The organism is Bartonella sp. CL63NXGY, from assembly GCF_042194905.1.
Lineage (GTDB): Bacteria > Pseudomonadota > Alphaproteobacteria > Rhizobiales > Rhizobiaceae > Bartonella.
In genome coordinates this window covers 50,707-68,927 of record NZ_JBHINK010000006.1, presented here as the reverse complement: position 1 = coordinate 68,927, position 18,221 = coordinate 50,707, and the positions used below count along the sequence as shown (strand labels likewise).

Annotated in this window: 18 protein-coding genes; 6 read left to right on the top strand and 12 right to left on the bottom strand. The window is 41.6% G+C overall.

Going from position 1 to position 18,221, the window contains the following annotated elements; all coding sequences use genetic code 11:
• Window positions 1-29 precede the first annotated feature (29 nt).
• From clpB to ACFIK0_RS04785, 3 genes are all read right to left on the bottom strand, one after another.
• Window positions 30-2,609, bottom strand: coding sequence for an ATP-dependent chaperone ClpB (clpB, locus tag ACFIK0_RS04795; RefSeq protein WP_375663598.1), 2,580 nt, complete (start codon window positions 2,607-2,609; stop codon window positions 30-32).
• Window positions 2,610-2,805: 196 nt separating this feature from the next.
• Window positions 2,806-2,964 (bottom strand): hypothetical protein, encoded by a 159-nt coding sequence (locus ACFIK0_RS04790; protein ID WP_375659840.1) that lies wholly within the window; start codon window positions 2,962-2,964, stop codon window positions 2,806-2,808.
• Between the two features lie 812 nt (window positions 2,965-3,776).
• The gene (locus ACFIK0_RS04785; protein ID WP_375663597.1) at window positions 3,777-3,911 is read right to left on the bottom strand and encodes a hypothetical protein; all 135 of its coding nucleotides are present in this window, start codon (window positions 3,909-3,911) and stop codon (window positions 3,777-3,779) included.
• A gap of 1,464 nt (window positions 3,912-5,375) precedes the next feature.
• Between ACFIK0_RS04785 and ACFIK0_RS04780 the strand changes: the two genes are divergently transcribed.
• Window positions 5,376-5,747, top strand: a complete 372-nt coding sequence (locus tag ACFIK0_RS04780; protein ID WP_375643527.1) for a helix-turn-helix domain-containing protein — start codon at window positions 5,376-5,378, stop codon at window positions 5,745-5,747.
• A gap of 431 nt (window positions 5,748-6,178) precedes the next feature.
• Here ACFIK0_RS04780 and ACFIK0_RS04775 read toward each other — a convergent pair whose 3' ends face one another.
• From ACFIK0_RS04775 to ACFIK0_RS04750, 6 genes are all read right to left on the bottom strand, one after another.
• Complete coding sequence (locus ACFIK0_RS04775; protein WP_375643526.1) at window positions 6,179-7,387, bottom strand: MFS transporter; 1,209 nt, start codon at window positions 7,385-7,387, stop codon at window positions 6,179-6,181.
• 465 nt (window positions 7,388-7,852) lie between these two features.
• Window positions 7,853-7,987: a hypothetical protein gene (locus tag ACFIK0_RS04770; protein ID WP_375663596.1), complete on the bottom strand. Its 135-nt coding sequence runs from the start codon at window positions 7,985-7,987 to the stop codon at window positions 7,853-7,855.
• A 13-nt stretch (window positions 7,988-8,000) separates the two neighbouring features.
• Window positions 8,001-8,282, bottom strand: a complete 282-nt coding sequence (gene yacG, locus ACFIK0_RS04765; protein WP_273790829.1) for a DNA gyrase inhibitor YacG — start codon at window positions 8,280-8,282, stop codon at window positions 8,001-8,003.
• 21 nt (window positions 8,283-8,303) lie between these two features.
• Window positions 8,304-9,017 carry a Maf family nucleotide pyrophosphatase gene (locus tag ACFIK0_RS04760; protein WP_375663595.1) on the bottom strand — a complete coding sequence of 238 codons (714 nt, stop codon included), beginning with the start codon at window positions 9,015-9,017 and terminating at the stop codon, window positions 8,304-8,306.
• A 249-nt stretch (window positions 9,018-9,266) separates the two neighbouring features.
• Window positions 9,267-9,485: a translation initiation factor IF-1 gene (gene infA / locus ACFIK0_RS04755; RefSeq protein WP_004857577.1), complete on the bottom strand. Its 219-nt coding sequence runs from the start codon at window positions 9,483-9,485 to the stop codon at window positions 9,267-9,269.
• Between the two features lie 247 nt (window positions 9,486-9,732).
• On the bottom strand, window positions 9,733-9,918 hold the full coding sequence (locus ACFIK0_RS04750; protein WP_375643503.1) for a hypothetical protein: 186 nt from the start codon (window positions 9,916-9,918) through the stop codon (window positions 9,733-9,735).
• Between the two features lie 1,339 nt (window positions 9,919-11,257).
• On the opposite strand from ACFIK0_RS04750, the gene ACFIK0_RS04745 reads away from it, so the two are divergent.
• From ACFIK0_RS04745 to ACFIK0_RS04735, 3 genes are all read left to right on the top strand, one after another.
• Window positions 11,258-11,629 (top strand): helix-turn-helix domain-containing protein, encoded by a 372-nt coding sequence (locus ACFIK0_RS04745; protein WP_375631465.1) that lies wholly within the window; start codon window positions 11,258-11,260, stop codon window positions 11,627-11,629.
• Window positions 11,630-11,986: 357 nt separating this feature from the next.
• Window positions 11,987-12,358 (top strand): helix-turn-helix domain-containing protein, encoded by a 372-nt coding sequence (locus ACFIK0_RS04740; protein WP_375631465.1) that lies wholly within the window; start codon window positions 11,987-11,989, stop codon window positions 12,356-12,358.
• A gap of 966 nt (window positions 12,359-13,324) precedes the next feature.
• Window positions 13,325-13,729 carry a hypothetical protein gene (locus tag ACFIK0_RS04735; RefSeq protein WP_375663594.1) on the top strand — a complete coding sequence of 135 codons (405 nt, stop codon included), beginning with the start codon at window positions 13,325-13,327 and terminating at the stop codon, window positions 13,727-13,729.
• Between the two features lie 692 nt (window positions 13,730-14,421).
• On the opposite strand, the gene ACFIK0_RS04730 is transcribed toward ACFIK0_RS04735, so the two are convergent.
• Both ACFIK0_RS04730 and ACFIK0_RS04725 read right to left on the bottom strand, forming a co-directional pair.
• On the bottom strand, window positions 14,422-14,997 hold the full coding sequence (locus ACFIK0_RS04730) for a disulfide bond formation protein B (RefSeq protein ID WP_375631463.1): 576 nt from the start codon (window positions 14,995-14,997) through the stop codon (window positions 14,422-14,424).
• A gap of 10 nt (window positions 14,998-15,007) precedes the next feature.
• Window positions 15,008-15,160: a DUF5993 family protein gene (locus tag ACFIK0_RS04725; protein WP_273790835.1), complete on the bottom strand. Its 153-nt coding sequence runs from the start codon at window positions 15,158-15,160 to the stop codon at window positions 15,008-15,010.
• Between the two features lie 824 nt (window positions 15,161-15,984).
• Here ACFIK0_RS04725 and purE point away from each other — a divergent pair.
• Window positions 15,985-16,482 (top strand): 5-(carboxyamino)imidazole ribonucleotide mutase, encoded by a 498-nt coding sequence (gene purE, locus ACFIK0_RS04720; protein WP_273790836.1) that lies wholly within the window; start codon window positions 15,985-15,987, stop codon window positions 16,480-16,482.
• Window positions 16,483-16,747: 265 nt separating this feature from the next.
• Complete coding sequence (locus tag ACFIK0_RS04715; RefSeq protein ID WP_375631461.1) at window positions 16,748-17,830, top strand: 5-(carboxyamino)imidazole ribonucleotide synthase; 1,083 nt, start codon at window positions 16,748-16,750, stop codon at window positions 17,828-17,830.
• A 169-nt stretch (window positions 17,831-17,999) separates the two neighbouring features.
• Here ACFIK0_RS04715 and ACFIK0_RS04710 read toward each other — a convergent pair whose 3' ends face one another.
• A complete protein-coding gene (locus ACFIK0_RS04710; RefSeq protein WP_375631460.1) occupies window positions 18,000-18,140 on the bottom strand; it encodes a hypothetical protein in 141 nt (46 codons plus the stop codon).
• Window positions 18,141-18,221 lie beyond the last annotated feature (81 nt).

Sequence of the window (18,221 nt, the reverse complement as noted above, 5' to 3'; positions counted from 1 at the left end):
CGCCCTTTATAGCGTGAATTTTTCCACACTTAATCTTCAGGCAAAAATTCCAACCGATCTCCTTGTTTTGTAATTTTCACCGTCGTCTCATCGTGAATTTTCCCAAATAAGATATTTTCCGCCAGTGGATCTTGAATTTCTTTTTGGATAATCCGTTTAAGCGGACGCGCACCATAGAGCGGATCATAGCCCTTATCGGCAAGAAATTTTCTCACCTCTGGCTCGATTTGCAAAGTTATTTTGCGTTCATTGAGCAAATTTTGCAAATGTTCTATCTGAATATCGACGATCGCTTCCATATCGTGACGTTGCAGCCTTTGAAAGAGAATAATCTCATCAATACGGTTTAAAAACTCAGGACGGAAAGCCGCTTTCACGACATTCATAACATCATTTTTTGCCTGCTCAACGGTTTGCCCTTCAGGCAAAGCAGTTAAAAACTCAGCACCAAGATTAGAAGTCATAATCAGCAAGGTATTGCGAAAATCGACGGTACGTCCTTGACTATCGGTCAAACGTCCCTCATCCAACACTTGCAACAAGAGATTAAAAATATCAGGGTGTGCTTTTTCAATTTCGTCGAATAGAATGACCTGGTAAGGTCTTCTACGTACAGCTTCCGTCAGCACGCCTCCCTCTTCATAACCGACATATCCAGGTGGCGCCCCAATCAGCCGCGCCCCAGCATGCTTTTCCATATATTCCGACATATCGATGCGCAACATGGCATTGGAGTCTTGGAAAAGAAAAGCGGCAAGTGCTTTGGTTAATTCGGTTTTTCCCACACCGGTAGGACCCAAAAACATGAAAGAGCCAAGCGGGCGATTGGGATCTTGCAACCCTGCGCGCGCACGGCGTACAGCGCGAGAAACAGCTTGAACAGCCTCTCCCTGCCCAATCACACGTTTGCTAATTTCATCTTCCATACGCAACAGCGCCTCCCGTTCTGCCTCCAGCATTCGATCAACAGGAATACCGGTCCAGCGTGAAACAATCCGCGCCACATGTTCAGCAGTAACCGTCTCTTCAACGAGATGATTTTGTTGATCATCATTTTCCGCAATGCTCAATTGTTTTTCGAGTTCAGGAATAACGCTATAAGCGAGCTCTCCAGCGCGTTGGAATTGTCCATCACGTTGTGCAATAGCCAAAGCATTACGTGCTTCTTCGAGTTGTTTTTTCAAATCAGCAGCATGCCCTAATTTTTGTTTCTCAGCCTGCCAAGCACTTGTCATCTCAGCGGACTGTTGTTCCAATGTTTTGAGTTCCTCCTGCACATTTTCCAAACGTTCTTTTGCTGTTGGCTCGACATCTGTTTTCAAAGCTTCCCGTTCGATCTTCAACTGTAAAATACGCCGATCAACAGCATCGAGTTCTTCCGGCTTTGAATCGACCTGCATGCGCAACCGTGCCGCCGCTTCATCGATAAGGTCAATAGCTTTATCCGGCAAGAAGCGATCCGTAATATAGCGGTTAGACAAACGCGCCGCCGCAATCAAAGCACTATCAGCCAAGCGCACTTTGTGATGTTGTTCATATTTTTCCTTAATACCGCGCAAGATAGAAATAGTATCCTCCAAAGAGGGTTCCGGTACAAAGACAGGCTGAAAGCGGCGTGCAAGAGCAGCATCTTTTTCGACATATTTTCGATATTCATCGAGCGTAGTAGCCCCCACACAATGGAGTTCTCCGCGTGCAAGAGCAGGTTTTAACAAGTTAGAAGCATCCATAGGACCGTCAGATTTTCCAGCCCCAACGAGATTATGCAATTCATCGATAAACAAAATGATCTGCCCATTTTCAGCTTGCACCTCTGCCAACACCGCTTTGAGGCGCTCTTCGAATTCCCCACGATATTTTGCACCAGCGATAAGCGCTCCCATATCCAACGCATGAAGCTGTTTATCCCGCAAAGTTTCAGGCACATCGCCATTAACAATGCGCAATGCCAACCCTTCCACGATAGCTGTTTTCCCCACCCCTGGTTCACCAATAAGCACAGGATTATTTTTGGTCCGCCGAGAGAGCACCTGAATAGTGCGGCGGATTTCCTCTTCCCGCCCAATCACAGGGTCGAGTTTTCCTTCACGGGCATCTTTTGTGAGATCACGGGCATATTTTTGCAAAGCATCATATTGGCTTTCGGCATGGGGGCTTGTTGCTGTTTTTCCTTTCCGCAAATCATTAATAGCCTCATTAAGCGCCTGCGCTGTCAACCCTCCGTTTGTAAGAATATCAGCAGTTTTTGCGGTCTTTTCCATGATCAGCGCTTGCAACACACGCTCAACGGTCACAAATTGATCACCGGCTTTTTTCGCCAAATCTTCCGCCATGTTAAAGACTTTTGCCAACGGCTGAGAGAGATAGAGCTGTCCATTCCCCCCTTGCACTTTAGGCAAAGCATCAAGTGCTTCGTTAAGCGCCTTTCGAATAAGAGTAAGATCACCACCCGCTTTTTGGATCAGTGATGCTGCCAATCCTTGAGAATCGTCTAACAACACTTTCAACAGATGCTCCGGCAAAAACTGCTGATGATCAGAAGCAAGGGCACTACTTTGTGCTGATTGTAAAAAACCCTGCACGCGTTCGCTATATTTTTCCAAATTCATTTTTTTTCCTTAAATCTCAAGCCACCACCGCACTTTAAATTCCCCCAACATTCCACAAAAGAGACATCTTCAAAGGACAGCCCACCCCCCACAAAACACCGCAAATGATGCCGCATGAAGAAGAACCGTAGTGCTAAAAAGAATATGGGTTTTTACACGCCTCATAGCAAGAGGGAGAAAAAAATACGCTATCAATTTAAACAAAAACCGCAACTCCCCTATACGCCCCACCAGCCCAGCTTCCCCACCAGCCCAACCCCAACCGGCCTAGCCCCACTATTACAGTCTCTTCACCCCCAATGCTCCCATCGATGTCAGACAAAAGCCCACCATGACAAAAACACGCACAACACATAGCCCCCCCACCTTTCTCACAAACACATTTTTACGCTTTTACATCTTTACAGAACGAAGCCAACGAAAGGCTTACCACCCCACACCGCTTTGTAAACACTGTTCTGTAAAAGAACCCAGCTTTTTGCCTAGTCCCCCGTCTTCAGACTCCCCTCCTCAAACGACAGCACTTCATCAGGCTCAACAAATCAAGCTCTATCTCCTTAAATCACCATTCCTTCACGCATCTCTTTGCACCACCGCCTTACCAACACTCTCCTCCTATCCATGCGCACTCTCTTCATTCTCCCTTCCCGTTTTGCTCTCCCGTCACACACTCACAACTTAACAGCACTCTTCCTCCCAACTTCCATTCACAGACTCTTTCCTCCATTTATCTCGCCACATTTCTCACCATGACAAAAACACACACAACACATAGCCCCCCACTCCTTTCTCACAAACACATTTTTACGCTTTTACATCTTTACAGAACAAAGCCAACGAAAGGTTCACCACCCCACATCGCTTTGTAAACACTGTTCTGTAAACAATCCAACGTCTTATCTCAAAGGCCCCCTACTGACCACTCATTCGTTTCAGATCACCTTCCATTCCTCCCACACTCTTCTCCAACCAACGCACTCAACAACACTCTCCATTTCTCTTCCAGTCTGGCACCTCCCCCAATCCTCTCACTACATTCTATGTCAGACAAAAGCCCAACGTAACCAAAACACGCACAATATATAAATCCACAAATCCTCCGCTTCACTTTTACGGATATACATTTTTACGCTTTTACATCTTTACAGAACAAAGCCAACGAAAGGCTCACCACTCCACACCGCTTTGTAAACACTGTTCTGTAAATAATTCAAATACTTGTCTAGCAAGTTTCCACCACTGACCACGCATTCGTTTCAGATCACCTTCCATTCCTCCCACACTCTTCTCCAACCAACGCACTCAACAACACTCTCCATTTCTCTTCCAGTCTGGCACCTCCCCCAATCCTCTCACTACATTCTATGTCAGACAAAAGCCCAACGTAACCAAAACACGCACAATATATAAATCCACAAATCCTCCGCTTCACTTTTACGGATATACATTTTTACGCTTTTACATCTTTACAGAACAAAGCCAACGAAAGGTTCACCACCCCACACCGCTTTGTAAACACTGTTCTGTAAACAATCCAACTTCTTATCTCAAAGGCCCCCTACTGATCACTTTGTATAGTTATCACCCACCCCACAAACGAAACTGTTTCATTAGACTAGACAGATAAGTCCAGCCTAAAACATTTATCACACACTCTAAAAAACGCCTAAATGTGAATATTGATTATGCTGATATCACACCCCTCCAAATAGCGCCGTTTTATGGCATAACAGAATAGAAAATTTTTGATTGTTCTTGCCAATCTTCTGAAATTACTTTATCACTTAAAGTGTCATTTTGATCGTCTACGCAGCGATCAACAGGGAAAACAGGCCCTAAACCCTAGCGTACAATTGAGCCTACTCTTGTGGGTTTCCCGGAATTCCGGGAGTTTTTTGCTATGTCCAGGTGCGTTTCCGCACTAAAAGCAAAAAGCTGACTAGGGTTCAGTACTTGTTGCTCTCGGAATACCAATGCGAGGGCGCTCGCAACCGGAGGGGGTGTAAAGTTCCAACTAAAAATCCAAATTTTATCGACATTTCTGATTAAGCAAAAGACGCGATTTATAATCCATATTTCGCACTTTTTAAAAAGTACCCAATCATATAGTCTTTGAGATTATTTTCATTGTTCTTGCCAATCTTCTGAAATTACTTTATCACTTAAAGTGTCATTTTGATCGTCTACGCAGCGATCAACAGGGAAAACAGGCCCTAAACCCTAGCGTAAAATGAGCCCACTTTTGCGAGTATCCTTAGAATTCCGGGAGTTTTTGCCATGTCCAGGTGCTTTAAGCACTAAAAGCAAAAAACTGACTAGAGCTCAGTATTTTGACTCCCGGAATACCAATGCGAGGGCGCTCGCAACCGGAGGGGGGGGCTTGAAGTGCCAACTAAAAATCAAAATTTTTCGACATTTCTGATTAAGCAAAAGACGCGATTTATAATCCATATTTCGCACTTTTTTAAAAAGTACCCAATTTTATAGTCTTTGAGATTATTTTCATTTCTCTTGCCAATCTTCTGAAATTACTTTATTGATAAGCACGTGTTTTTGATCGTCCACGCAACGATCAATAGGGAACTAAAAGCCCTAAATCCGAGCGTACAATTGAGCCTACTTTTGTGGGTATCCCGGAATTCCGGGAGTTTTTGCTATGTCCAGGTGCTTTAAGCACTAAAAGCAAAAAAACTGACTCGGATTCAGTACTTTTAGACTCCCGGAATACCAATGCGAGGGCGCTCGCAACCGGAGGGGGGGCTTGAAGTGCCAACTAAAAATCCAAATTTTATCGACATTCTGATAGGCAAAAGAATCCGCCACAGACGCATTTCAATGAGCCTTTCCCAAAAAGAATTAGGAAGCCATTTAGGTGTCAGTTTTCAACAAATCCAAAAATACGAAAAAGGCTTCAATCGTGTAAGCGCAGGATGTTTACTCAAAATCGCCCAAAAACTGGAAGTTCCTATAAGCTTTTTTTATGCAGACATTGCTACAAAAGAAGATATCTCAACAAAAGAAAATACCCCACTCCGTGATCAAGAAACCTATAGCGAAAAAGAACACACTCTTTTGAAAAACTTTAGAGACCTCCAGCCAAAAAAACAAAAAGCAATCTTGTGGTTGATTTCTGATTAGGAAAAAGAGCAACAATTAACATACCCCTCTGCCTAAAGTTTCCCATACCTGATATCACCATACCTCCAAGAGTGATGTTTTATGGCATATAAGATAATTCACACTATAGCTTGTTTTCTGTTTCCATTATTGCGTCAAGCCAAGCTGATTGAGGATTAGCAGCTGAGTTTTTAAGTTTGACTATTCGTAGCAAAGCGGAGTTAAACAAAAATGACATTATCGCTCAAAACCATGCCCCCTATTGAGTTTACGAGACGGTAGAACAGTGTCAAGAAAACAAAGCCCCGAAAAAAAAACAAAAATATGAGCGGTTAAGTAAAAATCAAAAATTGAATCTATAACGTTGAAAAAGCTGCTCTATGTTAGATTATCTCCACGTCCTCTAAACCTCAGAAAAATGATTTAAAACATTTGTTTTATTGATGAGCCAATCATTGAGAACGAATAATAGACAAAGAACGGTTCACCAATATCCTGATAGCCAATAAACAGAATAATCCACTCAATCCAGAAAGAAGGAACAATTTTCCAGCCGAAGTGTGACCTAAAACAAACGCTCCAACAAACGGCGCCACCAACATAGCTAAATTTTGTATAGACTGCACCCATCCGGAAGCCAATCCAATCTGTTCATTGAAATTGCTTACCAGATAAACATTAGAAGATATGGAAAAGTAAGCGCTAACCATTCCAATAAGGAAAAAACAAAGCAACAAAGTCTCAATACGGAGTAAATCAAAGTAAAAAAAGCACACTGAGATCATGACAAAACCAATCATTGTTGACATTGCCGGCATTAACAACTCCGATATTTTGCCTGTAAGGGGTTTATGCTTTGATTGTTTCACACGCCAAAACCCATAGAGAAAATTACCAATCGCTGAAGCAGATACCAGTATTCCAAGAGTCTGTTTATTCATTTTCATTGTGCTGAGAATAACGGGCAACTGATTATTCACCATAAAGACCATGGCAAAATACACAAACACCACCGCCACATAGGCATACCAAGCTGTCCCATAAAGCCTCTGCTGTGCTTGCGTGGTATTCGCTTTTTTTATTCTTAGCGACGAGACAGGTTGTGCACCAAGACAACAAAACACGATAAAGCCTAGCAATGTCAAAAATCCAGAAAATAATAAAGTATATGTATCTGATAAAAGTACAGACAGAGCACTCCCCAAAGCAGGTCCTATCATCTTTGCTGCGCTATTGATCATGTTAAGCACAGAATAGTAACGAGTCCGTCCGTGTTCAGGCACAGAATTTGCACTAAGAACGGAAATTGCAGGCATGGCTAGACTGTTGAATGTCGCTCGAATAACTGCCAGTATAATAAATCCTTGCAGACTCGTCGCCAGCAATAAACCGACAGTACATAGCGCCCGTAACAGCAGTGACGCCCGCAACCAATGGATCATAGAACGGTGACTTACCAACATTCCAATTGGCTTAGACAGAACGATACCAGGGAATAATGTTGCCGCTCCAATAAAAGCGACATCATATTGATTAGCTTTCCAAGTGAACACAGATACGGTCAAAATCACGATATAATCAATCCAGCCCCCAAATGACACCATACCATTACCCAGCAAAAGCACCAACAAGCGATTTTTTATTGCCCCACCTCTTTGCACCAAAACACGCCCCCTTCTTTTTCCTTAGCAATACTGATTAGATGACCAATTTTTTCTCATACCCTAAAAGCATCAACGACCTTCCTGCAACAAAGCACCAACAAGCGATTTTTTATTGCCCCACCTCTTTGCACCAAAACACGCACCCCTTCTTTTTCGTTAGCAATACTGATTGAACTATCAATTTTTCCTCACACCCTAAAGGCACCAACAACTTTCACGCAACAAAGCACCAACAAGCGATTTTTTATTGCCCCACCTCTTTGCACCAAAACACGCACCCCTTCTTTTTCGTTAGCAATACTGATTAGATGATCAATTTTTTCTTACACCCTAAAAGCATCAACGACCTTCCTGCAACAAAGCACTATCGACCTTCCTGTAACAAGGCAATTTATAATTATCCATGGAAACCACTGGGGATAAGTCTTAGATATGTATTAAAACTTCCATCGTTGATTGAACTTAATCTGCGTCTTTGCGAATGACGACAATAACCAAGCCATTAATCCAGCTCTTGAATCCATTGATATAGGATAATCCCGCGCGCCTTCCTTTAGCTCCCACACAAAAAAAACGCTCTGAGCGTCCTCTTCTCAAGAGGAAGACCCCTTTATTCTTCTTCATCACTTTTCTGTGGAGGAGGCGGTAAAATATAAGAGCCTGAAAGCCAACGATTAAGATCAATGGCTCGGCACCGTGTGGAACAAAAAGGATATGAAGATTTTTGTGACATTTGACCACAAATAGGACAAGGATGCGGAGGACGGGTCTCTTTTTGCAAATTTAGCTCTTTTTGTTCTTGGCGCACCTTTGTCTTCTGCTCGTTCATTAACTTTTCTTCTGTTCCTTTTTTTTCATTTTTTTTCTCTTTTTGTTGCTTTTCACCTTGCATTGAACTTGCCTTACAGTTTTTCTAATGCGTTTCTTCAGCCCAGTGAGTGAAAAGTGGATAGTGATAAGCGATCAAGAGATCGGCTGTTTCAGCCAAAGGCAATCCCACAACATTAGAATAAGATCCCCTGATATAGACAACAAAAGCACCGGCTTTTCCTTGGATAGCGTAGCCACCCGCTTTCCCTTGCCATTCTCCTGAAGCAAGGTAAGCCTTCATCACGGCAGGGGTTAAGCGTCTAAAACGGACACGACTTTCAACCAATTTTACGGTTATTTTTCCATGTTCATTGAGCGCACAAATGGCGCCATAGACCTTATGCGAACGCCCAGAAAGGTATCGTAAACATTCATAAGCCTCATCCTCGCTTTCTGGTTTGGGGAGAATGGTCCGCCCCACAGCCACCACCGTATCAGCCGCTAAGATAATCATTTTCTGTCCAGGTAATTTTTCTTGACCATTCTGCAACTCGTCTTGACCATTCTGACTGTACCAGCGCAAAATCTCTTGGGCTTTCAGCGCTTTTTCTTTTGCCAAACGTTTGGCAAGCTTTGCAGGATGTTCTTTTAATTTTGGTGTTTCATCAATATCACTTGCATAAACCTGCTGCGGATCAATCCCTATTTGTGCCAAGAGCGCTAAACGCCTTGGCGAAGCGGAGGCAAGCACCAAATGAATTTCTTCTGTAAGAGTATCTGCCAAACGTTTTTCCCCCCACTCTCTTATATTTCTCATTTCCACCCCTTCACAATTGACTTCCCTCTCACCCCCCTTTTACGCACCCCCTTTTACGCGGCCCCCTTTAAGCGCCCCCTTTTACGCACCATTAATCTCCTTATCCTTTTTTTGCATTGATTTTACAGTTTTTCAAGGACCTTCAAATACTTCCCTTTTCTCACTCATGAAAAGCAAACTAAAAAACTGTTAAAAAATAATAGAAATAATATGATAGCTTTTAGAAAAAAGTGCAAGCCACCCACGAGGCTACTTATAGCGATATGTAATACGCCCTTTTGTCAAATCATAAGGTGTCATTTCCACCATGATTTTATCACCGGCCAACACCCGTATACGATTTTTCCGCATTCTACCAGCGGTATGGGCAATAATTTCATGATCATTTTCCAGTTTCACACGAAACATCGCGTTAGGTAAGAGTTCAGTAACGATACCAGAAAATTCTAAAACTTCTTCTTTTGACATAAACAAACATTTCCTTTACAGTGCACATATTTTGTTAAGCTGCGCGTTATTTCCAGCGTTCATACCCTATTTTCTTAAGTTTGTGAATAAAAATTCCACAAAAAGGGAAAGGTTTTTCAAGTTTACTCTCTCATGTTCTCAAAAAACATCACCTCACACCTTAAGAATCAAAACTTTCTCTCCACCAATTTTACCCGCTAATTTCCTTCAATTTTTATGATGATTTTGGTTTCAGTATGACAAGAAATTACGCTAATTTTTCCCCTAAAGCATTTTCCCAATACCTCTGACTAATCCCTCCACAACTTACAAACAATCCTCCTCCCTCCAACTTTTCCTCACCTTCCGCCTTCCACACCTTAAACATGCGCCCTTCAAATAAACACCACTCCCCACACCAAAAGCCCCCTCCTTTTTTCAAAACCTTGTCCATTCTTCACACACCATTCACAACATGCTTCACCGCCCCCCCTCCACACTCTATGTATTCCCGTACACCCTTGCCCCATTTTCTCTCTCTCCACACATTTCCTCTAAGCCACTCCTTTCATTTATGTTGCTCTCCCTACCTTCGAAAACACGATCCCCATACATTGCGTATCATTAACCACAACGCCCCTAACAACATAAAGCCTTTCCTTTTTTGCACATTTCCGTTTTCACGCTTTTACAGATTCACAGAATAAAGCCAAATGAAACTTCCACCCCACGCCACTCTATAAACAATAGTATTAACCCAGCTTCTTGCCTAGCCAATCTCCCCCAAGCACTTCAGATCACCCACCCTCAAACGAGCTTATTTCATCAAACGCGACAAAAAAATCCAGCCTAAAATATTCATCACACTCTAAAAAAACACGTTGATAAATTGATATGCCGGATATCACCACCCCTATAAGCTCCCCTTCTAATCATGATTTCGGAGCCGCGTGAGAGGGACAAAACAAGCCGTTAAGTTCTTGGGTCAAGGACGCCGTTAGGCGCCATGTAATGGTCTCCTTGACCTTAAGAACCTAGGATTGTTAGTCCCCTCATTAAACGCGGGTCTGATCTCATGATTTTGGTGAGCGTTCCGGAGAGTTTGAGAGGCGGAAAGCCTCTCATTAAAAAATAAAGTTTATAAATAAAAACTATTTTTATTTGCCAATCTTCTGAAATTACTTTATCACTTAAAGTGTAAGTTTGGTCGTATACGCAACGATCAATAGGGGATCAAAAACCCGAAAGCTTAATACATAAATTTATCCCGCATTGCGAGTATCCCGGAATTCCGGGAGATTTTGCTATGTCCAGGTGCGTTTCCGCACTAAAAGCAAAAAGCTGAGTCAAGTCAGTGTTTTCAGACTCCCGGAATACCAATGCGAGGGCGCTCGCAACCGGAGGGGGGCTTGAAGTGCAAACTAAAAATCCAAATTTTATCGATATTTTGATAGCAAAAAAACGCGATTTATAATCCATATTTCGCACTTTTTTAAAAAGTACCCAATCTTATAGTCTTTGAGATTATTTTGATTTTTCTTGCCAATCTCCTGAAATTACTTTATTGATAAGCACGTGTTTTTGATCGTCCACGCAACGATCAAATAGGGAGCTAAAAGCCCGAAAGCTTAATACATAAATTTATCCCGCATTGCGGGTATCCCGGAATTCCGGGAGATTTTGCTATGTCCAGGTGCGTTTCCGCACTAAAAGCAAAAAGCTGATTAAGCTCAGTACTTTTAGACTCCCGGAATACCAATGCGAGGGCGCTCGCAACCGGAGGGGGGCTTGAAGTGCAAACCAAAAATCCAAATTTTATCGACATTTTGATAGGCAAAAGAATTCGTCAAAGAAGAATTGCCATGAGGCTTTCTCAAAAAGCATTAGGAAACTATTTAGGCGTCAGTTTCCAACAAATCCAAAAATATGAAAAAGGCTTCAATCGTGTAAGCGCAGGGTGTTTACTCAAAATCGCTCAAAAACTACAAGTTCCCATGAGCTTTTTTTATACAGACATTGTGACAAAAGAAGATGTCTCAGTAGAAAAAAATGCCTCACACTATGATCAAGAAACATACAGCGAAAAAGAACATTCACTTTTGAAAAATTTTAGAGAGCTCCAGCCGAAAAAACAAAAAGCAATCTTGTGGTTGATTTCTGATTAAGCAAAAGCACAACAATTACCATTATTCCATTCTATACCTCCTTAAGTAAAACTCAAACCAGCACTCCACACCCTTCCAAATCACGCCATTTTATGGGATATTGATTTTTCTTGCCAATTTCCTGAAATTACTTTATGAATTAGCCTGTGTTTTTTGGTCGTCTACGCAGCGGTCAATAAGGAGTTGGATTCCTTAAAACTTAACACATAAACAATTATGGCTATCCCGGAAATTCCGGGGGCTTTTGTTATGTCCAAGTGCTTTAAGCACTAAAAACAAGAGACTGTTTAAGTTCAGTGAATCCAACCTCCCGGAATACCAATGCGAGGGCGCTCGCAACCGGAGGGGGGGCTTGAAGTGCAAACCAAAAATCCAAATTTTATTGATATTTTGATAGGCAAAAGAATTCGTCAAAGAAGAATTGCCATGAGGCTTTCTCAAAAAGCATTAGGAAACTATTTAGGCGTCAGTTTCCAACAAATCCAAAAATATGAAAAAGGCTTCAATCGTGTAAGCGCAGGGTGTTTACTCAAAATCGCTCAAAAACTACAAGTTCCCATGAGCTTTTTTTATACAGACATTGTGACAAAAGAAGATGTCTCAGTAGAAAAAAATGCCTCACACTATGATCAAGAAACATACAGCGAAAAAGAACATTCACTTTTGAAAAATTTTAGAGAGCTCCAGCCGAAAAAACAAAAAGCAATCTTATGGTTGATTTCTGATTAAGCAAAAGCGCACACAAAGCATAAATCCTCCGCATCATTTTACATTTTACGGATCAACGTTTTGATGCTTCTCCACATTTACAGAAAGCAGCCAAATGAAACTTTCAAATTCCCCTCGCACCACTTTGTAAACATAGGTTTGTCAACAATACAGCTTCTTGCCTAGCCAATCTCCCCCAAGCACTTCAGATCACAACACCACAAAGGATAATGTTGCATCAAACGCGACAGATACGTCCTATTTTAAAATATTCTTGCCCCTTTGTTACCCTAAAGTAAGATCACACAAAGCACCGGTCAATCTCACTTCAAAAGCAACTTTCCCCACACCCTCTCTCCTCTCTCCTCAACACACCCGCCTCTTCATCCCAACTCCCCTTCCCTTCATAAGACTCTTCATCCCCACACCCTCTCTCCTCAACACCCCCACCTCTTCACCCCCCAACACCCTCCTCTCTCCTCAACACCCCCACCTCTTCACCCCCACACCCTCCTCTCTCGTCAACACCCCCACCTCTTCATCCCCACACTCTCTTCTCCTCTCTCGTCAACACCCCCGCCTCTTCATCCCCCCCAATCTTCTCTCCACATTCCATACCATGATAAAATCATACACCACGCATAAAGTCCCAGCTTCCTTTTTTACATATTTCCGTTTTTACGCTTTTACGTATTTACAGAAAGCAGAAAATCTGTAAAAAATGCATTACACAATAACGTATTCAACAACTGTCATTAAAATCTCGCCTCCCTTTTCATCTAAATCCCCCCTATTTTCACTTAAATCATAGATATAAACTGCCCTATTATTTGTATTGACCAGCATAAAATTTTTCGACAAATTCTAGCCATCAAAAGGATTCATAAGAAGCATTTTACGACTTTTAAAAGAATTTTTATTTACATCCAGTGCTTTTTTGTAACGTAGAAGAGTACATTTAATTAATTGACTATAAGAAAGTTTGAGATGAGAGAAGCTTTTCGTTTTTCTCATTCAACATTCGCAACGATAACTTATCCTTATAAGTCAATATTTTTTCGTAATATAAAACGCACCAAAAGGAATAGACTTGCGTTGCATATTCACACGCTTATTTTAAAGAAAGATCTCTCAACGCTCGTCACACCCATTTTGCAAAACGCCGCCCGTAAAGGAATGGTTAAAGCCCCCATGAAGTGTATAAAATCCATTCAGCCCCCTTATCTTTACGCTTATGGAGAAACAAGTTTACGCTTATGGAAGAACGAGGCTGGCATCATCACAAAAACTCTGCCAGCTCCCAATGTTGCAGACAGCCTTCGGTTCAAGAGACTCTTCATTAAAGGCATGCCTTTCTTGTACAGTTTTGCCCCACATGCCCCCCGCTTATGATGTACAAGCAAGTAATTTTAATTGATTTAATATAAGAGAACTGGTGATGAGAAATTTTTATTATATTCAGCGAAGTGCTTCACGTTAAAAATGGTTATTTATCATTATAAATCAATATATTAATAAAAAAAGAGGCATCATCAAGACGCTTACCTTTTTCTCAAAAAAGGCTTCACACTGAAAGAAAACATCTAAAAGTTAGATAAAAAAAAAGGTTTGCCTCTAATAAACAAACCTCTGCAGAAAATTATTCACATAACTTTCAAAATTTTAAATTAATCCCTCTAGAAGCAATAAAAACACTTTAGAAGCACCAAAATGAATACAAAAACTTATTTAACACAATGTTACGAAAAATCAAGAACAAAAATTTTTTATCGTTAATGCTCTAAAAAAACGAGGCTTCTTAACCCACGTGGCTCAGCAGTCCGGGGCTTCTCTACAAACGCCTCCAAGCCAATCAATCCCTTCATCTCTCTCAAAAGACAGCATAAAAGGTGCACAGTACAAGTCTTCGCTAAAAAAATATCAATCGCCAGCGCTCATAAAAGCCAGCGTTAGTATAAAAGATCAGATTATCGAACAATCTTGCTAAAATGTCTTCCCAATAAATAAAAAAGAAGCGGATTTTTAAATATTCCGCCTCTTTAACAATAAAAATTACGATGAGGGATTATTAAACAAATTCGAAACTATGAAGGGAACCAACTTGATAACAACTCATACCTTACAGGATCATCGGCACATTGCCCACCACCACATTCCAGTATGGTAGAAATCAAATTTGCCGCAATCAAAAATACAAATAAGAAACTTGCTGCTTTACTCAAGACTGGAAAAGGAGAAAATTCTTTGAACTTGTGTGCCAATTCGCCTAAAATCATGACAAATGAGACAGCAAAGATACAAAGGACAGAAATAATGAAAGCCCAAGTATAAAAATGCAATCCAAAGAACGTTGAACCATATCCTAAATCATCGGGTGTGATATGCAAAAACACTTGTCGTGCTGCCACAGCACTGGTTACCATACAACCGAGAATAACCATACCATAATGGGTATTTTTCACCTTATGGTGAATATTGAGCAAGAACCCACAACCTGCCAGTATCAATCCAACGCGCTGCAGCAAACAAAGGGGACAAGGTAACTCAAACTTTACCAATTGATAATAAAAAGCCACCACCAAGACAATGGATAACCCAAAGAGTCCTAGCGTATTCATAAAGATGACGAAGTGAGGGTTTTTTTGTTCAACATGTTCCATGGCTATTCTCTCAAAAAGATAAATTTAAAGTAGAAGTTGCGTGATGATTGAAAGTGAGAAGAATGACAACGAATAAAATTGCCCACAAAGCATAACTTATATTTTTTTTACCACACATAGTCGTTACAGCAGTACCTAAAGCGATTAAAAATGGAAGAAACATAGCTTTTAAATCTCCTTTACATCCGTTGTTTAACTCTTATTTATTTCAGCATTCACCATATTACAAAATTGGGCAAAAAAGAGACCATGGATTTATTATTCACAATTCGTCATTCGCGATTGATATTGCCCTTATATTTAAGGGAAAAACGATATAATCGCTAAGAAACAGATCTCAACAAAAGCGTTAAAAGCACAAAAGCGTTGATTATTCGCTTCCCCTTAATATCAGCCATTGTTAAAGATATATTGACAATTATAAAGATTATATCCCCCCACTCACAAAAGAATCACTTGAACAACAAAATAAATAGGCTTTGAAATCGAGAGATATACATCTCTTTATTTCTCAAAAGAATATCCTTATTTCTCAAAAGAATATCCTCACTTTGCAACGCATTTTCGCCATAAAAATCTCTTTTTCTCATAAGCAATGTTTCAAATTGCAACAGATCTTATATCATATGGTGATCTTGTTTATTTTAGCAAATAAAAAGTAAGACATTTTTTTAAAAAACTTATAATCAATGTATTTTTCCCAATATATTTTTCCCTTTTACAATGCCGCAAGCTTAACAGCCTCATGGATCCAACACCACCCCTTAACACCTCTCCTCAAAATTCATCTCCCCCCAAAAAAAGAAGTGCTTCATGCCTTCAATACTTTAGTTTTTCATCTCTTGGTCTCCCCCTTTAAATTTTTAGCTTTCCACCTTATTTGAAAAATAACTGTTTCTCTGTCATCAATTGGCTTTGCAAAGAGAATATAAAACTTTAAAAAAATAATGATAAAGAATCGCATTGAACCTTTGAAAAGGATAGTGAATGATGAAAAAATCATGTGATGTCGCGATTTTAATGGGGAGCCAATCGGATTGGCAAACGATGTGCCATAGTGCAGATATTTTGACGAGTCTTGGTATTTCTCATAGTTCGCATATTGTCTCAGCACACCGAACTCCTGAACGCCTTTATCAATTTGCAAAAGAAGCAAAAGAAGCAGGGTTTAAAGTTTTAATTGCCGGAGCGGGGGGTGCAGCGCATCTTCCAGGTATGTTAGCAGCCCTTACTCCTCTTCCTGTTTTTGGCGTTCCAGTGCATTCTCATTCTCTTTCTGGTCAAGATTCTTTGCTTTCAATCGTGCAAATGCCAGCAGGGATACCCGTTGGCACATTAGCAATTGGCAAAGCAGGCGCAATTAATGCAGCACTTTTAGCCGCAGCCGTTATGGCCGTTTATGACCATGATCTCGCCCAACGATTAGAAGATTGGCGTCAACAACAAACAGCCAATGTTGCCCAAACGCCTGTAACGGAGGTTTAAAATGGCACCGTTTTTCAACGCCCCCTCAGCCAACGCCACTCCCTCAGCCAACACCACTCTCTCAGCCAACACTACTCTCTCCTCCAACGCCACCCCTTCAGCCAACACTGCCCCTTCAGCCAACGCCACCCTCTCCTCCAACGCTACTCCCTCAGCCAACACTACTCTCTCCTCCAACACCACTCCCTCAGCCAACGCCGCCCCCTCAGCCAACACCACTCTCTCTTCCAACACTACTCTCTCCTCCAACGCCACTCCCTCCACCATGTTACCTCCAGGCAGCGTCATTGGTTTAATCGGGGGCGGACAATTAGCACGGATGCTCGCCATAGCGGCCGCAGAATTAGGATTTCGAACCGTTATTTTTTGCCCTGAAGCCGATTGCCCAGCCGCTCAAACAGCAAACAACCATATTGTTTCCTCCTATGACGATACATCAGCTTTAGATCATTTTATTTCTCAATGTGATGTTGTCAGCTATGAATTTGAAAATCTTTCTCTTCAAACGGTTCAATATGTAGAAAAGAGTAAGCCTGTTTATCCTTCTTCCAAAGCATTAGAGATCACGCAAGATCGACTTTTTGAGAAGCAATTTTTGCGTGATCAAGGGATTGGCACCGCGTCATGGCACGCTATTGACAATTCTTCTTCTCTTCTTTCCGCTCTTGATACTTTAGGCGGACGTGGTCTTTTAAAGACGCGTCGTTTTGGTTATGACGGAAAAAACCAGATCAAGCTTGATCACCCCAATGAACAAACCCTTGACGAAGCCTTAAGGACTTTTCAGGAACAGCCTTGTATTTTGGAAGAAATAGTTCCTTTTTTATCGGAAATTTCGGTTCTTTCTGCCCGCACAAAACAAGGGGAACATATTTTTTATGATTGCCCTGAAAACCAACACAAACACGGAATTCTTCATAAATCCTTTGTTCCATCCCATATTCCACTTGACGTGCAAAAAGCAGCTCAAGAAATCAGCTTAACAGTCATGGATGCCCTCGATTATGTTGGTGTTCTTTGTATTGAGTTTTTTGTCTTAACGGATGGTCATCTTTTAGTGAATGAATTAGCGCCGCGTGTCCATAATTCTGGTCATTGGACACAAAAGGCATGCATAACTTCACAATTTGAACAGCATATCCGTGCTATTTGCGGACTTCCCTTAGGCAGTCCCTATCGCCATAGCGATTGCCAAATGACCAATCTTCTTGGTAACAATTTTAGCACGTTAAAATATTTTCTAAAGCAAGAGCACACCTCGATCCATTTATATGGCAAAAGCACTGTTCACCCCCACCGCAAAATGGGGCACGTCATCCAATTATTGGGACCAGCCAACAAATCTTAAGCCCACATACATACAAATGCTTTTTCACACTATCCCCCAATGAACTGAAAAAACAAAGCTTCACCCCACACCGATATCCCGCGGCTTCAACAGCGCCCCTAACCTTTTAATTCGCCCTGAAAGGGCGTGAAGCCCTCCTACAAGCTCCTTCTCTTCCATGCCCCCACCCTCAAAGACACAAAACCACACCAATCAACAATCCAACAGCTCCTCCTCCTTTTCTCAAAAAAGTCCCCCCACGACTAAAAGCAATTCGCCAGCCCCCAAGTTCATCACCCCTCCACCTTCCACCGCATAAATATTCCCCCATAACAAAAGCTTCACCCCACACCGATATCCCGCGGCTTCAACAGCGCCCCTAACCTTTTAATTCGCCCTGAAAGGGCGTGAA